Source organism: Shewanella sp. BJSY2023SW005 (genome assembly GCF_047314585.1).
GTDB classification, from domain to species: domain Bacteria; phylum Pseudomonadota; class Gammaproteobacteria; order Enterobacterales; family Shewanellaceae; genus Shewanella; species Shewanella algae.
Genome location: NZ_JBKORJ010000015.1, coordinates 98,267 through 117,107 on the forward strand (window position 1 = coordinate 98,267; position 18,841 = coordinate 117,107).

The following is an 18,841-nucleotide window of genomic DNA, read 5'->3' on the forward strand; positions in this document are numbered from 1 at the left end:
TGCCAGCGATAACTTAATTATGGCACTCGCTGCGTTCGGCGCTGCACTGCCAACAGAGCTCAAAACTGGCGTCGTTGAATTCATGACATTGCAGACACTGCCACTGGGGTCTATCGGCATTGAGACTGGCCAACTGCGATTGAGCCTGCTCCCGCTGAGATTCCGGGACCCAAAGTTCAACGGTTTGCATATCAACCGGCAACTCTCCCACACCGCCCAGCAGAGCTTCACCACGCAGTTCGACCCTCAATCCTGAGGTCTCAAGCATTCCCTTCCAGGTATGAGCCTGCAGCAGATTACCACCGGCTACCATGACTTTTCGTTCTTCCATGTTTCTTCCTACAACTTTAGGCTCTGCCGCAGCAGAGAAATTAAGGAATGGATCCTGTGGAAGGAGCCGCTGCCCATGCTACTGATAAACGCCTGGACTGTCGAGTGACAGAATTAAGTGAATTTACTTTTTGATAACAAAACCGCAAATCTACACCAAAAACTGATTGGGGAGCCTGACTTCAAAATCGTTTCCAGCTATCCAGACACAAAAAAGCCACCCGCAGGTGGCTTTTTCAACTTGGGTTTATCAGGGCATCAGCGAGGGCTGATCGGCGCCTTCTTTCTCTACTTCCACCGGCATCATATGCTCACGATTGATCCCAAGCTTAATTGCCAGGAAGCTCGCCACATAGATGGAGGAGTAAGTACCCACCAAAATCCCCATCAGCAATGCCGTGGCAAAGCCGTGGATCAGAGTGCCGCCCTTGAGGAACAGCGCAACCACAGTAATAAGCGTGGTTCCGGTGGTGATAATGGTACGGCTCATGGTCTGGGTGATTGAGGTATTCACCACTTCCACAGGTGTTGCCTTACGCATCTTGAGGAAGTTCTCACGGATACGGTCAAACACTACGATAGTATCGTTGAGCGAGTAACCCACCACGGTCAGCAAGCCTGCCAGTACCGTCAGGTCAAACTCCAACTGCAGGAAGGAGAACAAGCCCAGTGTCACTATCACGTCGTGCGCCAGCGCGGCAACCGAGCCCATGGCCAGACGCCACTCGAACCGGAAAGAGACGTAGATAAGAATACAGATAAGCGCAACCAGTACCGCCAGGCCGCCCTGCTCTGCCAATTCCTTACCGACCTGAGGGCCAACAAACTCTACGCTCTTTTGCTGCACAGCCGGGTCTTGTTTGGCTGCAGCGGCGAAGACTTCCTTGACCTGAAGGTCGCTCTTGATGCCTTCTCGCACCTGCAGGCGCACTACCACATCGCGGCTGGAACCGAAGTTCTGTACCACGGCGCCCGAGGTCAGCTCAGTGTCCAAGGCAAGACGCAGCTCGTCCAGGTTAGCGGGTTTACTGAATTCCATGATGACAGAGGTGCCACCGGTGAAATCCAGTCCCCAGTTGATCCCCTTGGTTGCCAGGGAAGCCAGGGAAGCCACTACCAGCACTGCCGACATAATACTGATGGGCAGAGCGTGACGCAGGAAGTTGATAGAGCCTTTAAATGATAAAATCTGCAACATAATCAGCTTCCTCAGATCGACAGTTTCTTCACGCGCTTGCCGCCCCACATGGCGTTTACAATCGCCCGGGTGCCGACAATAGCGGTAAACATGGATGTCGCGATACCTATCATCAGGGTCACGGCGAAGCCTTTGATGGCGCCGCTGCCCACTGCAAACAGGATAAGTGCGGTGATGAAGGTGGTAATGTTGGCATCGGCAATGGTGGAGAACGCGTTGCCATAACCTTCATGAATAGCCTGCTGAACACTGCGACCTGCGCGAAGCTCCTCACGGATACGCTCATAGATAAGCACGTTGCCATCCACCGCCATACCCACGGTCAGCACCATACCGGCGATACCCGGCAGAGTCAGCACTGCGCCCGGGATCATCGACATCACACCAACAACCATGATCAGGTTGGCACACAGCGCCAGGTTGGCAATAACACCAAAGGCGCGGTAGTAGATCAGCATGAAGATCAATACCACTGCCATACCCCAGAGCATCGCCTGCATCCCATTTTCAATGTTTTCGGCACCCAGGCTTGGGCCTATGGTGCGTTCTTCCACTATGGATACAGGTGCAATCAGCGCGCCGGCACGCAGCAGCAGCGCCAGGTTCTGGGCTTCACCATGAGATAGACCCGTGATAACAAAGTTACGGCCGAGGCGAGCCTGAATGGTTGCGACAGAGATCACTTCCTCTATCTTATCCATCTTCACGCTGCCGTCAGGGTTACGCTTGCCGCTGTCCTTATACTCGATGAACAGGGTCGCCATCGGTTTGCCGATGTTGTCCTTGGTCACGTTGGAGAAGATACTGCCGCCCTTGGCGTCCAGGCTGATACTCACCTGAGGCCGGCTGTATTGGTCGAAGCTTGGCTGAGCGCCGGTAATATGATCACCGGTCAGCATCACCTCTTTCTTCAATACGGCAATACCGCCTTCACGACGAGGATACACCTCGGAACCGGGTGGTACCCGTCCCGATTGCGCCGCGTTCATGTCGGCTTTCTCGTCGACCATATGGAATTCAATGGAAGCGGTCGCCCCGAGGATCTCTTTGGCGCGAGCCGTATCCTGTACCCCAGGCAGTTCAACGATAATGCGCTCGGCGCCTTGACGTTGTACTACGGGTTCAGCAACCCCAAGTTCGTTCACCCGGTTACGAATAGTGGTGATGTTCTGCGACAGAGCGTCTTCTTTCACCTGCTTGAGGTAGACTTCGCTCATGGTGGCCATCAGGGCAAAGTTGCTGCCCTCGCTGGCATCGCTGAATACCATATCGTTGGAGCGACTTTTGAGGAAACTCTCGGCCTTGGCCAGGTTCTCGGCATCGCGGAACTTGATCTCAATACCTTTGGCCGTAGCCTTGACACCCGAGTAGCGGATCCCCTCTTCCCGCAGCTGACTGCGGAAATCGGCGATCTTGGCTTCTTCCATCTTGCGGATGGCTTCGCCCATGTCCACTTCCATCAGGAAGTGCACGCCACCACGAAGGTCAAGACCCAGTTTCATCGGTGAACCACCGAGAGACTCAAGCCAAGCCGGTGTCGCCGGTGCCAGGTTCAACGCCACGCTGAACTTGTCACCCAAGGCTTCGGCTATCGCTTCTTTGGCCAACAACTGCTGTTCGGCATTGTTGACTCTGACGAGTAACTGACCGTTTTCCAACTCGGAACGCTTGACACCTATCCCCTTGCTTTGCAGCAAGTCGTTAATCTGTGTCTGGGTAGTGACAGTCACATCCGCACCGCGGGTGCCCACCACTTGTACCGCGTGATCCTCACCAAAGAGGTTAGGTACGGCATAGAAAGCCCCGATGGCGATGATAATCACCACCATCAGGTTCTTCCATAAAGGATACTTATTTAACACGCCTCAGCCCCCTTGGCTTATAGCGACTGGATAGAGCCTTTTGGCAATACCGCCGCGATATAATCTTTTTTGATGGTGATCTGGGTGCTGTCGTTCAGGCTCAGCAGAACATAATCATTCTCGTCGCTGATCTTGGCAATTTTGCCTATGATGCCACCGCTGGTCAGGACTTCGTCGCCCTTACCCAGGGACGCCATCAGATTTTTGTGCTCTTTAACACGCTTGGACTGAGGACGGAAGATCATGAAATAGAAGATCAGACCGAAGATCACCAGCATGAACACCAATTCCATGGTACCGCCAGACTGAGGAGCACCGGCCGCACTAGCGTAAGCATTTGAAATAAACATATTTTTCTCTTCTTATCAGCAAATAAAATCAATCCACCAATTCAGGTACTTCACGGCCTTGACGACCATAGAAGTCCTTCACAAAGGCGTCTAATGTACCTGTCTCAATGGCGCCGCGCAAACCTTCCATTAACCTTTGGTAGTAACGCAGGTTATGTATGGTATTGAGACGGGCCCCGAGAATTTCATTACAGCGGTCCAGATGGTACAGATACGCCCGTGAGTAGTTCTTACAGGTGTAGCAGTCACATTCCGGATCCAGCGGTGATGTGTCGTCACGATGCCGCGCGTTGCGGATCTTGATAACACCTTCTGTGACAAACAGGTGGCCGTTGCGGGCATTACGGGTTGGCATCACACAGTCAAACATGTCGATACCGCGACGTACGCCTTCAACCAGATCCTCCGGTTTGCCTACCCCCATCAAATAACGGGGCTTGTCTGTTGGGATCTGCGGACAAACATGCTCCAGTACTCTGTGCATGTCCGCCTTGGGTTCCCCTACAGCCAAGCCGCCGACGGCATAGCCGTCAAAACCTATTTCCAACAAGCCCTTGAGGCTTTCATCACGCAGATCTTCATAGACACTGCCCTGAATAATCCCGAACAGTGAGTTGGGGTTTTCCAGGCGGTCGAACTCATCCCGTGAACGTTTTGCCCAGCGCAGTGACATCTGCATCGACTTGCGGGCTTCGTCATGAGTGGCCGGATACGGCGTGCACTCATCGAAAATCATCACCACATCCGAGCCGAGCGAATATTGGATCTGCATCGACTTCTCGGCATCCATGAAAATCTTTTCGCCGTTAATGGGCGAGCGGAAATGCACCCCTTCTTCGGTGATCTTGCGGATATCACCGAGACTGAAAACCTGGAAACCACCCGAGTCGGTAAGAATCGGCCGCTGCCAGTTCATGAAATCGTGCAGGTCACCATGCTTACGCATGATCTCTTCACCTGGGCGCAGCCAGAGGTGGAAAGTGTTCCCCAGCAGAATATCGGCTCCGGTGGCGCGCACTTCTTCCGGAGTCATCCCCTTCACAGTGCCGTAAGTTCCAACCGGCATAAAAGCCGGGGTTTCGACTGTGCCACGGTCAAAAATCAATCGGCCCCGGCGTGCGCGGCCATCAGTTGTATCCAATTCAAATTTCATGATTTACCTCGTCAGAGAAACAGTCTGACCTTAATTACGCGGACTTAGGCCGCAGCGTATAGACAACAGAGGGTCAAAAAGGCAAAAGGTTCACCCTTAAGACAAAATACCCGCTCATTGAGGCGGGTATTTTAAAACAAAAGTCGTAATCAGTGAGCTTTTTTAGTCACAAACATGGCATCACCGTAACTGAAAAAGCGGTATTTTTCGGCAATCGCGTGCCGATAGGCGTTCATCACCTCATCAAAGCCGGCAAAAGCACTGACCAACATGATTAGAGTCGACTCCGGCAGGTGGAAGTTGGTGACCATGGCATCCACTACCTGAAACTCATATCCGGGATAGATGAAAATATCTGTATCCCCTTTGAAGGCCTGCAATTCGCCTTCACTGGCGCGGGCTGCGCTCTCGAGCGAGCGCACCGAAGTGGTGCCAACCGCGATCACCCGTTTCCCGGCCGCCTTGGTGTTGTGGATTTTTGTCACCACCTCGGCCGGCACTTCGGCCCACTCAGAATGCATCTTGTGTTCCAGTACGTTATCGACCCTCACCGGCTGAAAAGTACCGGCGCCAACATGCAGGGTCACAAAGGCAATATCCACGCCTTTGGCTTTCAGCTCGGCCAACATACTGTCATCAAAGTGCAAACCGGCTGTCGGCGCCGCAACCGCGCCCGGGGTTTGGTTATAAACTGTCTGATAGCGCTCTTTGTCGGCATCTTCATCGGGACGGTCTATATAGGGTGGCAACGGCATATGGCCTACCTGCTCAAGCACTTCGAGCACACTCGGACCGGATACCAGTTCAAGTTCAAACAGCGCATCGTGACGCGCTCTCATCAGCATCTTGAAGCCGCCATCGAGTAAAATTTCACTGCCTTCTTTCGGCGACTTGGAGCTGCGCACATGGGCAAGCACCCGCTTATCATCCAGCATCCGCTCCACCAGGATTTCCAGCTTACCGCCGGTTGCCTTCTGCCCGAACAGGCGCGCCGGAATAACCCGGGTATTGTTGAATACCATGAGATCGCCTGGCTGAACCAGGTTCAACAATTCGGTGAAGCGGCAGTCGCTAAGGGCCCCGCTGTTACCATCCAGAGTCAATAATCTGGACGCACTGCGTTTCTCCATTGGGAACTTGGCAATCAGTTCCTCTGGAAGATCGAAAGAAAAGTCTGCTACACGCATGAATGGGCCTCGGCTTAGCTGGAAACGGCGGCTAGTCTAGGGATTTGAGGCGTTAAGATCAAGGCTCCAGCGGTTCGTTTGCCGTTTCGGCAATGGGCTTGTTGTCATCGAAGGGCTCGCGCCGATATTCGAGTTGCTCGAATGGAATGTCCACCTCGACCCTGCGTCTCTGGGGCCGGGGCGTTTTGTTGATAAGTTTATTGAACCAGTCCCACATCATCCTTGATCCTCTGCGTCACCGAACGCTAAGCGTAGCATCTTATTTCACTGAGCAAAAAGAGAACATTCATCGAGGCGCCAGAGACTGTTTTCATTTGCCGGCTTGTCATGGTAACTTGAGGGCGAATTCGACACCCAGTAGCCAATATGAACTTCCTTGCACACCTGCATCTGGCCGATATCAGCCAAACCTCTCTCGGCGCCAATCTCGCCGGCGACTTTGCCAAAGGCAATATCCAACAGTTTCCCAAACATTTGCAACAAGGGCTCTGGCTCCATAGACAGATAGACAAGTTGACCGATAGCCACGAGTTAACCCGCGAGTTAGTGCGTACTTTCCCCAAGCCGCTTGCCAGAGTGGCGCCTGTACTGATGGATTTGGCCTTTGACCATATGCTGGCCAAATACTGGGAGGAATATCATCATCAACCTTTAGCTGCCTTTTGCAACAAGGCCTACGAGAGCCTAAGGCAAACTCCCTCCCTACCCGAAGGCTTAACCAAACTGGCGCCTGTGATGGAACAGCAGAATTGGCTATTGAGTTATCAAAGCCGCCAGGGACTCAACAGTGCGGTGACAGGTGTGAGTCGCCGCCTTTCAAAACCTGAGCTGTTCAACGGCGCCCAACAGGCGCTGCAAAAACTCGATACCGAAATTGAAATCGCCTTTCGAACCTTTTACCCGCAATTGATGGCTTACAGCCGGATATGGGCCAGAAAGACCCCGGCAGAATTTCTCTGATTGAGGCAAAGTGCCAACTGCCACGTTCGGTGAACCCACAAAGCCACTTTTGCCGGGCCTATGGCTTTGTTAGAATTGCGCCTTCACGAAGGAGAGTTCATGCAAGTTTTTGAGTACCGCCCACCGGCCCTGCCCTGGCTCGATATCCGCTATCTGGATCGCGATATTATCATCATCAACAAGCCATCCGGGCTGTTGTCCAACCCTGGTCGCGCCGCCGTAACCCATGACTGCGCCCTCACCCGCTTGCAACGCCTGTATCCGGAAACCATATTGGTGCACAGGCTGGACTGCGCCACCTCAGGGATCATGGTTTTCGCCCGCAACAAGGCCGCCGAGTCCAGTCTCAAGACTCAGTTTCAAGAGCGGCAAAGCGATAAACTGTATGTGGCCGAGGTGGCAGGATATCTTGAACAGCCAGCCGGTGTTATCGACTTGCCACTGGCAGCGGATAAGGCCAATCCGCCTCTGCAGCAAGTCTCGGAGCAAGGCAAAAAAGCGATCACTCACTACAAGGTGCTTGAGCGCCGTGAAGATTCCAGCCTGGTGGCATTGCAACCGGAAACCGGCCGGACTCACCAGCTCAGAGTCCACATGCTCGCATTGGGGCATCCGATTTTAGGGGATGATTTCTATGGTGGCAGTGAGATTGAAAATGCCCGTCCGCGGCTCTGTCTGCATGCTGCCAGCCTGGCATTTTGCCACCCTTACTCGGGCGCCGAGATGCATTTTGTCAGCCTGTCACCTTTCTGACCCCTGCAAGGCTTGATAAAGAAAGCCTTAGAAAAAACAGCTAAAGAAAACGCCCGCTTAGCGGGCGTTTTCTTTTCAAGACTTAATCAGACTGCTATCAGGCACTCATCACAGATTTGGGTTCCAGACTGAAGCTATCGCCTCCTTCGGTGCAAAACTGCAGCTTGCCCTCTGCGGTTAAAATAAAGTACTCACCAAACAGGTTACCACCCATATCTTCCAGACATAAACCGGCATTGGTCTGTTTGGACCTCATCTCATCCACGCTGTGGCAACCATCGCTGAACCAGGTTTCCAAAAACAGCTTGCCACCTTCACGATACAGGGTCAGTTCTTCACCACTGCCGGGGCGACTATCCTGCCAACAACCAAGAAATTCTCGCTGTTGTTCGTTCTGTCGGTGCAGACGCTTGCGCTTTTCTACTCCAGACATATCCATACCCTTAAACCATGTCAGCCCAGCCTCTTTGGCTGACCCCAAATGCATGACATTAAGCATAGAACTCATAGTGCCCCTTTACCCGGCCAAAAGTAACAGAAAAGTGAAAAATTTGATTCCAAATCATTAAAAACCAATAAGTTAGAATGAAATCTCTCTAATGTGCGCAGTGTAGCCCAGTGAAAAAATAAAAGTGTGATCAAGATCACTTATTGCAGCTAATTTAAGCAATTTATGAAATGACTCACACAATGCCCTTCCCGTCGGCCGTTTAAACGGTCACACCATGGCAAATGGGGCCAAAAACAAAGGGCGGCCCCGAGGCCGCCCTTTATCTTCAACAATGTTTCTTAGGGAAGGTGCGAATAAGTCCTCGTGGCCTTCTCTTTTGTAGAGAGTGGCTTGCACAGCAATTGGCGTTCAAGGCATCTGACTGAAGGCATGCCGGGGCCTGTCGAAGTCGGATAACGCAGAGAGCCGGTTGCTGTGAAAGCCCCGAAGGGCGTGGCTTACAGGCCTGCCTGCTGTGTTGTGCTTCTTGCAAAGGACTAGGGCCATTTGCTGCGAACCACGCCTTGCATCCAGGCCTGTAAGTCGACGCAGAGCACACATGGGGCTTGTTCGCACCTTCCTTAGCTTAGCTTGCGCTCTTCGGCCTGGCAGACTGCCGCGGTAAACAACACATCGGTAGAAGAGTTCAGTGCAGTTTCGGCCGCATCCTGAATGACCCCGATAACAAAGCCAACAGCCACCACCTGAATGGCGATGCTGTCGCTGATGCCAAACAAGCTACAAGCCAGAGGGATCAGCAGCAGTGAACCACCGGCTACCCCGGAGGCACCACAAGCCGACACAGCGGCCACCAGGCTCAACAGCAAAGCGGTAGGCAGGTCGACACTGGTGCCTGTGGTATGCACAGCAGCCAGGGTCAGTACGGTAATGGTAATTGCCGCGCCGCCCATGTTGATAGTGGCCCCCAGAGGAATAGAAACCGAATAGGTGTCTTTATGCAGTTTGAGGCGCTCACACAAGGCCATGTTCACCGGAATATTGGCGGCGCTCGAACGGGTAAAGAAGGCGGTTACGCCGCTCTCTCTCAGACAAGCGAACACCAGCGGGTAAGGATTGCGTCTTGTCTTGTAGAACACCAAGAGCGGATTCACGACCAGGGCTATGATAGCCATGCTTCCCAGCAAGACGCCGAGCAGACGGCCATAATTGTACACTTCCTCAAAACCGCTCTCGGCAAAGGTCACGGCCACCAGACCGAAAATGCCTATCGGCGCCAAGCGGATAATAAAGCGCACCATCTGTGAGATCCCATGACTGACATCGGCAAATACCTGTTTGGTCGAATCACTGGAATGATGCAGTGCCAATCCAAGACCAATACCCCAAGCCAGAATACCGATATAGTTGGCATTCATCAGAGCATTGACTGGGTTGTCGACCAATTTGAACAACAGAGTATTGAGAACTTCCAGAATACCTTGCGGCGGCGACAATAACTGTTCAGGCGCCCTGAGCTTGAGTGTGGTGGGAAACATAAAGCTCATTACCACAGCTGTAAGTGCCGAGGCAAAAGTACCGAACAGGTACAAGGCGATAATTGGCCGCATATTGCTCTTGGTATTTTTCTTCTGATTGGCAATCGATGCCGCCACCAGCAGAAATACCAGGATCGGCGCTATCGCCTTAAGCGCGCCGACAAAAAGATCTCCAAGGAAAGAAACGCTCTTTGCCCATTCCGGAGCAAAGTGTGCGAGCCCCATGCCCGCGATGATCCCCAAAAGGATTTGCAGTACAAGACTGCTCTTGGCCAATCGGGCCAAAAGTAAAGAAGATTGGTTCATTGCCTGACCTGTCGTTATTATCTTTCTGGCACCAGTGCCACAGGAGTTACGTTTTTAGCGGATGAAACCGCTAATGTCTAGCTTTGAAGCCTATTTGTGTCGTCTGGATAACCCTGAGCACGCATTTTGGCAACAGTGATGTCATTTTTGACTATCTTGTGCAATTTGGGCGCCTCTGAGCATAGCTTCGATGAGTTCATGGGCATCGAACTTGGTGAGGGCTTCGTTGGCACCTACCTGGTGCGCCTGGCTGACACTGATCTCACTGGAAAGCGAGGTATGCAGAATAATATAAGCTCCGGCGAGTGCCGGTTTGTCTCTCACCTCAAAGGCGAGTTCATAACCATCCAGACCCGGCATTTCGATGTCGCTCACCAGGAGATCCACAGGGCGTTTTTCGGCCGCGGCCTTTTCCATGATGGCCAAAGCCTGAGCACCGTTTGAGGTGACTTCATAGGGGATATTTATGGAATCCAGCGCATCGGACAGTTGCTTTCTGGCCACCTTGGAGTCGTCCACCAGCAAGATCCGCAGCGGTTTCAACCTTTCCCTTTGCACATCGGTCAGCATGGCCACACTCTGGGCCGCAATCGGGAAAATCTTCGACAGCAGCAACTCAACATCCAGCAGTTGTACCAGCTTATTGTCGTAACGGGTCACTCCGGTCAGATAGGCATTGCGTCCCAGGTTATCCGGCGGTGATTCAATATCTCGCCAGTTACATTCGAGGATCTTGTCTATGCCGCGAACCAGAAAGCCTATCTCCATCCGCTGACAATCTGTGATGATGATAAAACAGCTCTTGCGCTCCTCTGCGGTGACCGGGCGATAACCAACGGCCGCCGCCATATCCACTACGGGAATAGTGTGTCCTCTGAAGTTTACCGCACCCATCACAGCTGAATGAGATTGGGGGATCTGGTTTAGTGGCATATAAGGTACCAACTCACGGATCTTCAAGGTGCCGATGGCAAACAGCTGGCTTGCCGACAGATGAAACAGCAGCAGTCCCTGAGATTGATTGGCCTTACTCTTCATAACAACACCATAACAGACAATAAGTTAAACGCTTCAGGATAACACAGGCTTGAACCTATGGTGGCCTACTGCAGTTCACAATTGCGACTCAATAGGCAAAAGGCTGAGGATATCGGCACTGAGACGGCGCCAGAAACCGGCGGCAGGCTCATTATAGAACACCTCTTGTTTGGCATCGTCGTGCCACACAAGCTCATCCTCCTCCAGCGCCAATCGGTAAGCATTGCGCAGTAAGGCGCCGCCCAGTTGCCGCTGCATGTGTTCGGCAAGCTTGGGCTGATGTAGCAGAATTCCCATTTCAGTATTGATCCAGGCAGAGCGGGGATCAAAATTGAACGAGCCGACGAACACATCTTTATCGTCCAGCACAAAAGTTTTGGCATGTAGACTGGTGCGTGAGCTGCCGCGCCATGAAGAAGGCTTATGGTCAGGGTCGGCCTTGACTTCATAGAGGCTGACACCGGCTTCCAGCAGTTGCCGACGATACTTCTTGTAGCCGGCATGCACGGCCACTACATCTGTGGCTGCCAGGCTATTGGTCACCACAGTAACCTCAATGCCATTGGCTACCGCCTGTGCCAGGGCATCGGCCCCTTTGGCGGTGGGCACAAAATAGGGCGAGATGATCAGTATGTTGTTTTCAACCTGGGACAGAAAACGACCAATATCGGCCAGCATCCAACTCTCGGGCTCGGCGCTGCGCAGCTTATCGGGCGGGTCAAACAACACCTTGGCTTCGCCCCAATACCAGTCGAGTTGCTGCTGCTCCATGTTGGTTATCAACTGGCTCTGCAACAGGCGCTGATAATAGGGGTGATCCTGCATCGCCTGCTGCTCCTGCCGCATCTTGGCATCGGCCTGCAGCAGTTTTTCCCGGGTCAGACGCTTGGGCAGCAGCTGCTCAAGTGGAATGGTCAGCGGCGCATTCCAGTAAAGATCAAACTGATCAGAGATAGCCGGGACGGCTTTTCCTATGGCGAGCAAGTCAAAGTCACCGAACTCAAGTTCATCGTTGGCAGAAAAGTACTCATTGCCTATGTTGCGCCCTCCCACCACAGAAACCATGTTGTCCACCGTCAGCGACTTATTGTGCATTCTGTGGTTCAAGCGGGCGAAACTGAACAGCCAAGACAAGCCTCTGAAGGTGCGGGAATATACCGGGTTATAGAGGCGAACCTGAATATTGGGATGATGATTCAAGGCCGCCAGTCCGGATTCGAGCGGCGCACTCGTGGTGTCATCCAGCAGCAGCCTTACCCGCACACCGCGCTCGGCAGCTTCCAACAGTTGCCACACCAGGGTTTTGCCGGTTTCATCGGCCCGATAAATGTAGTACTGCAGATCGATACTGCTCTGGGCACTGCGGATAAGCGCCAACCTGGCAATAAAGGCATCGACACCTTCGGCCAACGGCAGCACACCCGTCTGCGATGGGTGGATGGACAATTGAGGTTCCAGATAATCCAGCAAGACAGAACTCTCCGGCGTTGCCAGATAGCTGGAGTCGCTGTAAGCGGGATCCCGTGTCGGTGCCGAGCTACAGGCACTCAGCAAGGACAAGAGGATCAACAGTATTCCAAACTGTGGCAACATTTTGAATATTCTTCGAAATAGTGAAGAGTATTCAAGCATTAATTCGTTCCGGGATCCAGCATTCCCGCCTCCTGCTCTGGCTTGCTATTCCTGTAAAGCATAGAGCACATCGAACACAAACTGGTCCCAGCCATGGGATTCAAAGGCGGCATCGGCCACCGCTCGAACACGGGAAACCGCATGCAGCGGTGCCACACCATGTTCCATCAGATAGTAGGCCAGCAACAGACAAGTACGGTTTTGCCCAGACTCGCAATGAACCAGTACCCCTAGCCCGGCTGCACGCTGGCGCTTGATAAAGTCGAGCGCCTTGGGCAACTGTTCGACACAGAGCCGTAAATCGGCATCCAGCGGGGTTTCTCCACTCGGCAAAGGGATACAGGCAAACTCAAATGGCGACTGAGGCCAATCGGCCACCACATTTTCAGCCAGGGAAAGAATCGCGCCTATCCCGGAGCGCTGCAGCTCATCGAGATCCCAGTTCTGGCCTGCTGGGCCCCGGCTTCCTGCCAACTCTCCCTCTTCCAGCCAAAAGAGTGGTTGCATCTGTGTTTTCCTCAGTAATACGCGACTTCAGTCAGGCTTCAGAATACCTCAAATCGCCGGAGGATTTCGTTGATTTATGCCAAAAAGATTAACTTGGACGACCTGCTTCCAAGTCAAGCAGTTGTTGCTTCATGGCCAGGCCCCAGGCATAACCGGTCAACTTGCCATCCTTGCCTATGACTCTGTGACAAGGCACGATAATCGCTATCGGGTTGGCGCCATTGGCAGTGCCGACAGCGCGGACCGCTTTCGGGTTATCAATCTTTATGGCCAGCTCGCCGTAACTGGTGAAGCTGCCGTAGGACAACCCCACCAACGCCTGCCAAACGGTGCGTTGAAAGCGTGTCCCTTTGGGAGCCAAAGGCAACTCGAATACCTGTCTGGCGCCAGCAAAATACTCCGATAGCTGGCTCTTGGTCTGCGCCAATATCGCCTCAGCCCGCGCCTTTTGCGCCGCATTCGCGCTCGCCAGCGGGATCCGGCGCTCTCTGTCATCCCCCGTCAAAACCGACAGATGTGACAACCCATGGGGCCCCGCAGCAAGCCACAGCCTGCCCACAGCCGAATCCATGATAAGCTCCGCCACCGGCACCAATTCTGCTGCCGGCCACTCTTTACTCAGCGATACGGCCAAGCTCGGTTTATCTTGTGTATTCATAGGATTAATCCCTTGATTTTATGGCTTTTGAATAGGAGTTTGACCCTGATGCCTGTCACCTCTGCAACCCATCTCAGAGCTCTTCATTCATTGCTATTAATGGGTTCTATGCCGACTGCCAAAGTTGTAGAGTAAGATAACTGCCCCAGGGCGACGCCGCTTCAGTGACACCTTGCAGTAACGCTTGGTAATGGGCCGCACTTTTCTTGGCGCCACTCTTGTTGTCCATACTTTTCTTGCCTTTATGCTGACCAACTGCACCTTGTTTAGCCGAATCCGGGTTAAGTTGAGTCAAGTTCCCGTTAACCTCGGTCGAGATTGTCGTTTCACCAAGCAGCGTGAGCAGACGCTTACGGATTATCAAATCGCCGCCGAGCAACACATCAGGATCCGACAACCCGCGCATTCTGGCGTAGGCTATGGTCCAGGGGCCAATCCCTTTCAAACTGAGCCAAGCCTCGGGCTCGGCATCACCATGCTCAAGCTGAAAACGCGCCAACTCAGCCAATGCCGTCTTTCTGCTTGCGGGCATTTTCAACTCGTCAAAGTCCGCCGCCAACATGCTTTCTGGCTCGGGAAAGAAGCTGATTTCGCACCCGGCGATAACTCGCCTCTCACCTCTGGCTGCCACCAACTGCCCCAACAGTTTGGTGGCTTGGGTAACGCTGACCTGCTGGCCCAGAACAGCCCGCACACCGGCTTCAAACAGAGAGCCTGCTGCCGGCAGTCTCAGCCCCGGCTCCCAACCAAAGGTGGAGTCTGCCAGTGTGATAGGTTGCAACACTTGCTCAACCTGCTGCATATCAGCGTCGAGATCCAATATCCTTCTTATCCGATTGACCAATACCGGCAACAAGCTAAGCTCGGCGCCCTCTTCCAATGCCAGGGTAACTGCGACTCTATTTTGCGAGGCCTGCAACTCGGCAAAAAACCAAGCTTTGAACCCGCCTTTGTCGCTGTTGAGTAACAGGCTGCGACCATAGCCCTGGCGGCCATCAAGTTCAAACCACTCCATTCCTGTTACCGCCCGCAGGCGATAAAAATCAAGTAGCGCTTGCCAGGCATAAGGCGGCCGGTAACTCAAAAAAAGTTGCAGCCTGTTACTGTCGTCCATTTGCGTATCAGCGCTACGTCTGAGTGCCGACGGGGTTAGCTGCAGCTGACTCTGAAACACTTCGTTGAAACGGCGAATACTCGTGTATCCCGCAGCCAAGGCCACTTGCGTGATAGGGAGCCGGGTTTGGTGCAGCAACTGCTTGGCAAACATCAATTGCTGAAACGCAGCGTATTGCTTGGGAGACAGGCCCAGCGCTTCGACAAACAGCTTGCGCAGATAACGACTGCTGATCCCGAGGCGCTGTGCCAAGTGCTCGACACCTTTCGCCGACTCGCCGCTCAAGGCGCCCTGCTCTATCAGGGTTACCGCCCGCTCCAGCGTGGTTCTCGTGCCTTTCCAGGCACAGGAGCCGGGCGCGCTTTCCGGCCGGCAACGCAAACAGGGGCGCAAACCTTGATTTGCCGCGGCGGCGGCCGAGAAAAAGTAATCGACATTTTCCTCTTTCGGCGCCACCGCCGGGCAGATAGGCCGGCAATAGATCCCCGTCGTCTTCACCCCGATAAAGAAGCGGCCATCAAACCTGGGATCGCGACTAAGTCTCGCCCGGCGACAGGTGTCGGTGCTGAGCTCGGTAAAAATCGTCATCATCTGTTTCGCTATCGTCTATAACCTGGATGCAGATTACCCCGCGAACACGGGGGAAACCAGCGGAAAACGGAACTGAACCCCGAGACCAAACCCAAACTATTGATCCGGAATAATAGCTGCCCTACAGATAAAAATTGGGTATGCTGGAACGGCTTGAATAAAAATCACTCCAGATCCGCAAGGCCCGATGTCTGCCCGCATAACCGGGCAAGAATCATTCTTTGCCAAGAGATAAATCGCCCATAACAGTTTGCCAAGAGAAGGCCATGATAAAGACGTTGTTTTCCCGCTTTGAACACTGGACGGATCCACTGCCGGATATAGAACCATCTCCGCCGCCCAAAGGGCTCTATGCTTTTTGCCGCCACTACACCAAAGGTTTCGAGCGACCGCTGATATTGATGTCAATATTGACCGCAATTCTGGCCATGCTGGAAGTGTCGCTGTTTGGCTTTATGGGGCAGTTGGTTGATTGGCTGGTAGACAAGGATCCACAAACCCTGCTGCAGGATGAAGGACTCAAGTTACTCGGCATGACCTTGCTGGTACTCGTGCTCTTGCCTGTACTCATCTTGCTGCACGCCTTGATTGTCTACCAAAGTCTGCTGGGCAACTATCCGATGGCTATCCGCTGGCTGGCGCACAAATACCTGTTGAAACAGAGTGTTTCCTTCTATCAGGACGACTTTGCCGGCCGCATTGCCACCAAGGTGATGCAAACCTCTCTGGCGGTGCGGGAAACCGTGATGAAACTCTTGGACGTGCTGGTCTACATAATGGTGTATTTCACCTCCATGTTGGTGATGATAGCCAGTGCCGATATGCGCTTGATGCTGCCCATGTTGGCATGGCTTGCCATCTATATCGGCCTGCAGTGGTATTTCGTGCCCAAGCTGAAAGCCGTGTCTACCGAGCAGGCCGATGCCCGCTCAACCATGACGGGTCGAATCGTCGACAGCTACACCAATATTGCCACGGTCAAACTCTTCTCCCACACCCAGCAGGAAGCCGAATACGCTCAGTCGAGCATGAAAACCTTCTTGGATACCGTGCACAGGCAGATGCGTCTGGTCACCGGAATTAACGTCAGTGTGCAGCTGCTGAACTATTTCCTGGCCTTTAGCGTGGCAGCCGTATCCATCTGGCTCTGGAGCGACAGTGCCATCAGTGTCGGCGCCATAGCGATTGCCGTCAGCCTGGCTCTGCGGCTCAACGGCATGTCGCAATGGATAATGTGGGAAATCAGCTCACTGTTTGAAAATATAGGGACAGTGGCCGATGGTATGAGCACCCTGTCCAAACCCACCCGCATTCTGGATGCCGAAGACGCCAAAGCCATTTTAGTTGAGCAAGGGCAAATCGATTTCGATAAGGTCAGCTTTCACTATGGAGAACAGAGCGGCGTGCTGGAAGGGCTGGATTTACAGATCAAGCCAGGTGAAAAAGTCGGTCTGGTGGGTCGCTCGGGTGCCGGTAAGTCCACCTTGGTCAATCTGCTGATGCGTTTTCATGATGTGGAAAAGGGAAGAATTCTGATAGATGGTCAGGATATACGTAAAGTCACCCAGGATTCGCTGCGCTCACAGATAGGCATGGTGACTCAGGATACCTCCTTGCTGCACAGATCCATCAGAGAAAATATTCTTTATGGTCGTCCCGATGCCACTGAAGAGGAACTGGAGCAGGCGATCATCAAGGCCCAGGCCAGTGAGTTTATCGCCTCTTTGACAGATCCGTCGGGAAATACCGGGCTGGATGCCCAGGTGGGTGAACGGGGTGTCAAATTATCCGGCGGTCAAAGGCAGCGTATTGCCATCGCCAGAGTGCTATTGAAAGATGCGCCAATCCTGATCCTGGATGAAGCCACCTCGGCACTCGACTCGGAAGTGGAAGCGGCAATTCAGGAAAGCCTCTATCAATTGATGGAAGGAAAAACCGTTATCGCTATCGCTCACAGGCTATCAACCATAGCTGCTATGGATAGATTGATAGTGCTGGATCAGGGCAAAGTCGTCGAACAAGGCAGCCATCAGGAACTGATCCGCAGCAAAGGGATTTACGCCCAGCTGTGGGCCCACCAAACAGGCGGTTTTATTGGTGTAGACTAAAATATCTATATACCGCCCTGCTTTTCAGCATAGAACAACATTCCAGGAAGCCATCGCGGCTTCCTGTTTTTTAAGCCTTCCATGTAAAGAGACACTTACCTTGACTAACAGTGACTTGCTTACTCGAGTAGCGACTTTTTACTCAAGTAGTAACTCGGCGGGTATCCGGGCAAAACAATCTGGCGTATCGGTAGTGAAGCCTGAGCCTGATAAGAGCAGTTAATAAGATCTGCATTTTGGGGCCATGTCTCGATACATGGTTGGACAAATACTCTAACAATCAATCCATTCGGGGTTAGAGCGTGCTGTTTTGATAGGAAGCAAACGTTGAAGGACTGATAACAAAAAACCACCCTGAGGTGGTTAGTGTTTCTCTTGAAGGAGAATCTTTGGTGGAGCTAGACGGGATCGAACCGTCGACCTCTTGCATGCCATGCAAGCGCTCTCCCAGCTGAGCTATAGCCCCGAAATTCTGTCAAAAACAAAATCTCTTGGAAAATGTGGCATCCCCTAGGGGATTCGAACCCCTGTTACCGCCGTGAAAGGGCGGTGTCCTAGGCCTCTAGACGAAGGGGACCCCGGACTCACTGTTTAACCTCTGTGATAAGAGTATTTGGTGGAGCTAGACGGGATCGAACCGTCGACCTCTTGCATGCCATGCAAGCGCTCTCCCAGCTGAGCTATAGCCCCGAAATTCTGCCAAAAACAAAATCTCTTGGAAAATGTGGCATCCCCTAGGGGATTCGAACCCCTGTTACCGCCGTGAAAGGGCGGTGTCCTAGGCCTCTAGACGAAGGGGACCCCGGACTCACGTTTTAGACTCTGTGAAAGGAGTACAGGTTTTACTAAACGCTGCAAAATGCGGCATCCCCTAGGGGATTCGAACCACGGTTACCGCCGACTCTCTACCTAAGGAAAGTGGGCGGTGTCCTAGGCCTCTAGGCTAAGCCAACCCCGGACTCACGTTTTAGACTCTGTGAAAGGAGTACAGGTTTTGTTAAACACTGCGAAATTGGCATCCCCTAGGGGATTCGAACCCCTGTTACCGCCGTGAAAGGGCGGTGTCCTAGGCCTCTAGACGAAGGGGACCCCGGACTCACTGTTTAAC

The 18,841-nt window shown here is 53.0% G+C and carries 17 protein-coding genes and 5 tRNA genes; 3 read left to right on the top strand and 19 right to left on the bottom strand.

Annotated elements, in window-relative coordinates; genetic code table 11:
• Positions 1-13 precede the first annotated feature (13 nt).
• The 7 genes from ACMHXI_RS02880 to ACMHXI_RS02910 all read right to left on the bottom strand — a co-directional run bounded on the left by ACMHXI_RS02880 (position 14) and on the right by ACMHXI_RS02910 (position 6,300).
• Positions 14-331, bottom strand: a complete 318-nt coding sequence (locus tag ACMHXI_RS02880; protein ID WP_025889448.1) for a putative signal transducing protein — start codon at positions 329-331, stop codon at positions 14-16.
• A 249-nt stretch (positions 332-580) separates the two neighbouring features.
• The gene (gene secF / locus ACMHXI_RS02885) at positions 581-1,528 is read right to left on the bottom strand and encodes a protein translocase subunit SecF (protein WP_028781039.1); all 948 of its coding nucleotides are present in this window, start codon (positions 1,526-1,528) and stop codon (positions 581-583) included.
• An 11-nt stretch (positions 1,529-1,539) separates the two neighbouring features.
• Positions 1,540-3,390 carry a protein translocase subunit SecD gene (gene secD, locus ACMHXI_RS02890; protein WP_071239192.1) on the bottom strand — a complete coding sequence of 617 codons (1,851 nt, stop codon included), beginning with the start codon at positions 3,388-3,390 and terminating at the stop codon, positions 1,540-1,542.
• A 17-nt stretch (positions 3,391-3,407) separates the two neighbouring features.
• Entirely contained in the window at positions 3,408-3,740 is a 333-nt protein-coding gene (gene yajC / locus ACMHXI_RS02895; RefSeq protein ID WP_025011473.1) for a preprotein translocase subunit YajC, read from the bottom strand.
• Between the two features lie 28 nt (positions 3,741-3,768).
• Complete coding sequence (gene tgt / locus ACMHXI_RS02900) at positions 3,769-4,893, bottom strand: tRNA guanosine(34) transglycosylase Tgt (RefSeq protein WP_028781041.1); 1,125 nt, start codon at positions 4,891-4,893, stop codon at positions 3,769-3,771.
• Between the two features lie 149 nt (positions 4,894-5,042).
• A complete protein-coding gene (queA, locus tag ACMHXI_RS02905) occupies positions 5,043-6,080 on the bottom strand; it encodes a tRNA preQ1(34) S-adenosylmethionine ribosyltransferase-isomerase QueA (RefSeq protein ID WP_025889444.1) in 1,038 nt (345 codons plus the stop codon).
• Positions 6,081-6,138: 58 nt separating this feature from the next.
• Positions 6,139-6,300 (bottom strand): hypothetical protein, encoded by a 162-nt coding sequence (locus ACMHXI_RS02910; protein ID WP_156019312.1) that lies wholly within the window; start codon positions 6,298-6,300, stop codon positions 6,139-6,141.
• Positions 6,301-6,446: 146 nt separating this feature from the next.
• Here ACMHXI_RS02910 and ACMHXI_RS02915 point away from each other — a divergent pair, with 146 nt between their 5' ends.
• Positions 6,447-7,040 (top strand): ACP phosphodiesterase, encoded by a 594-nt coding sequence (locus ACMHXI_RS02915; protein WP_028781043.1) that lies wholly within the window; start codon positions 6,447-6,449, stop codon positions 7,038-7,040.
• A gap of 99 nt (positions 7,041-7,139) precedes the next feature.
• Entirely contained in the window at positions 7,140-7,793 is a 654-nt protein-coding gene (locus ACMHXI_RS02920; RefSeq protein ID WP_413733956.1) for an RluA family pseudouridine synthase, read from the top strand.
• 97 nt (positions 7,794-7,890) lie between these two features.
• Here ACMHXI_RS02920 and ACMHXI_RS02925 read toward each other — a convergent pair whose 3' ends face one another.
• The 7 genes from ACMHXI_RS02925 to ACMHXI_RS02955 all read right to left on the bottom strand — a co-directional run bounded on the left by ACMHXI_RS02925 (position 7,891) and on the right by ACMHXI_RS02955 (position 15,625).
• Complete coding sequence (locus ACMHXI_RS02925; RefSeq protein ID WP_223828843.1) at positions 7,891-8,226, bottom strand: hypothetical protein; 336 nt, start codon at positions 8,224-8,226, stop codon at positions 7,891-7,893.
• 638 nt (positions 8,227-8,864) lie between these two features.
• Positions 8,865-10,085, bottom strand: a complete 1,221-nt coding sequence (gene sstT, locus ACMHXI_RS02930) for a serine/threonine transporter SstT (RefSeq protein WP_025012087.1) — start codon at positions 10,083-10,085, stop codon at positions 8,865-8,867.
• A gap of 141 nt (positions 10,086-10,226) precedes the next feature.
• Positions 10,227-11,123, bottom strand: a complete 897-nt coding sequence (locus ACMHXI_RS02935; protein WP_028781045.1) for a chemotaxis protein — start codon at positions 11,121-11,123, stop codon at positions 10,227-10,229.
• A 75-nt stretch (positions 11,124-11,198) separates the two neighbouring features.
• The gene (locus tag ACMHXI_RS02940) at positions 11,199-12,716 is read right to left on the bottom strand and encodes a phospholipase D family protein (protein WP_071239193.1); all 1,518 of its coding nucleotides are present in this window, start codon (positions 12,714-12,716) and stop codon (positions 11,199-11,201) included.
• A gap of 84 nt (positions 12,717-12,800) precedes the next feature.
• Positions 12,801-13,262 (bottom strand): dual specificity protein phosphatase family protein, encoded by a 462-nt coding sequence (locus tag ACMHXI_RS02945; RefSeq protein WP_144133700.1) that lies wholly within the window; start codon positions 13,260-13,262, stop codon positions 12,801-12,803.
• Between the two features lie 88 nt (positions 13,263-13,350).
• On the bottom strand, positions 13,351-13,920 hold the full coding sequence (locus ACMHXI_RS02950; RefSeq protein ID WP_238336444.1) for a methylated-DNA--[protein]-cysteine S-methyltransferase: 570 nt from the start codon (positions 13,918-13,920) through the stop codon (positions 13,351-13,353).
• Between the two features lie 106 nt (positions 13,921-14,026).
• Positions 14,027-15,625 carry a DNA-3-methyladenine glycosylase 2 family protein gene (locus ACMHXI_RS02955; RefSeq protein ID WP_156019307.1) on the bottom strand — a complete coding sequence of 533 codons (1,599 nt, stop codon included), beginning with the start codon at positions 15,623-15,625 and terminating at the stop codon, positions 14,027-14,029.
• 278 nt (positions 15,626-15,903) lie between these two features.
• Between ACMHXI_RS02955 and ACMHXI_RS02960 the strand changes: the two genes are divergently transcribed.
• A complete protein-coding gene (locus ACMHXI_RS02960) occupies positions 15,904-17,733 on the top strand; it encodes an ABC transporter ATP-binding protein (protein ID WP_107110320.1) in 1,830 nt (609 codons plus the stop codon).
• Positions 17,734-18,123: 390 nt separating this feature from the next.
• On the opposite strand, the gene ACMHXI_RS02965 is transcribed toward ACMHXI_RS02960, so the two are convergent.
• From ACMHXI_RS02965 to ACMHXI_RS02985, 5 genes are all read right to left on the bottom strand, one after another.
• A tRNA-Ala gene (locus ACMHXI_RS02965) sits at positions 18,124-18,199 on the bottom strand.
• 35 nt (positions 18,200-18,234) lie between these two features.
• Positions 18,235-18,310, bottom strand: a tRNA-Glu gene (locus tag ACMHXI_RS02970).
• Positions 18,311-18,347: 37 nt separating this feature from the next.
• Positions 18,348-18,423 (bottom strand) — tRNA-Ala (locus ACMHXI_RS02975).
• 35 nt (positions 18,424-18,458) lie between these two features.
• Positions 18,459-18,534, bottom strand: a tRNA-Glu gene (locus ACMHXI_RS02980).
• 212 nt (positions 18,535-18,746) lie between these two features.
• Positions 18,747-18,822 (bottom strand) — tRNA-Glu (locus tag ACMHXI_RS02985).
• Between the last annotated feature and the right edge of the window lie 19 nt (positions 18,823-18,841).

Bases quoted from the DNA above. Each gene is read 5' to 3' on its own strand.
- ACMHXI_RS02955 (WP_156019307.1), bottom strand. From the start codon at position 15,625: ATGATGACGATTTTTACCGAGCTCAGCACCGACACCTGTCGCCGGGCG.
- ACMHXI_RS02950 (WP_238336444.1), bottom strand. From the start codon at position 13,920: ATGAATACACAAGATAAACCGAGCTTGGCCGTATCGCTGAGTAAAGAG.
- queA (WP_025889444.1), bottom strand. From the start codon at position 6,080: ATGCGTGTAGCAGACTTTTCTTTCGATCTTCCAGAGGAACTGATTGCC.
- secF (WP_028781039.1), bottom strand. From the start codon at position 1,528: ATGTTGCAGATTTTATCATTTAAAGGCTCTATCAACTTCCTGCGTCAC.
- ACMHXI_RS02925 (WP_223828843.1), bottom strand. From the start codon at position 8,226: ATGTCTGGAGTAGAAAAGCGCAAGCGTCTGCACCGACAGAACGAACAA.
- ACMHXI_RS02945 (WP_144133700.1), bottom strand. From the start codon at position 13,262: ATGCAACCACTCTTTTGGCTGGAAGAGGGAGAGTTGGCAGGAAGCCGG.
- yajC (WP_025011473.1), bottom strand. From the start codon at position 3,740: ATGTTTATTTCAAATGCTTACGCTAGTGCGGCCGGTGCTCCTCAGTCT.
- ACMHXI_RS02915 (WP_028781043.1), top strand. From the start codon at position 6,447: ATGAACTTCCTTGCACACCTGCATCTGGCCGATATCAGCCAAACCTCT.
- ACMHXI_RS02935 (WP_028781045.1), bottom strand. From the start codon at position 11,123: ATGAAGAGTAAGGCCAATCAATCTCAGGGACTGCTGCTGTTTCATCTG.
- ACMHXI_RS02920 (WP_413733956.1), top strand. From the start codon at position 7,140: ATGCAAGTTTTTGAGTACCGCCCACCGGCCCTGCCCTGGCTCGATATC.
- tgt (WP_028781041.1), bottom strand. From the start codon at position 4,893: ATGAAATTTGAATTGGATACAACTGATGGCCGCGCACGCCGGGGCCGA.
- ACMHXI_RS02880 (WP_025889448.1), bottom strand. From the start codon at position 331: ATGGAAGAACGAAAAGTCATGGTAGCCGGTGGTAATCTGCTGCAGGCT.
- ACMHXI_RS02910 (WP_156019312.1), bottom strand. From the start codon at position 6,300: ATGATGTGGGACTGGTTCAATAAACTTATCAACAAAACGCCCCGGCCC.
- sstT (WP_025012087.1), bottom strand. From the start codon at position 10,085: ATGAACCAATCTTCTTTACTTTTGGCCCGATTGGCCAAGAGCAGTCTT.
- ACMHXI_RS02940 (WP_071239193.1), bottom strand. From the start codon at position 12,716: ATGTTGCCACAGTTTGGAATACTGTTGATCCTCTTGTCCTTGCTGAGT.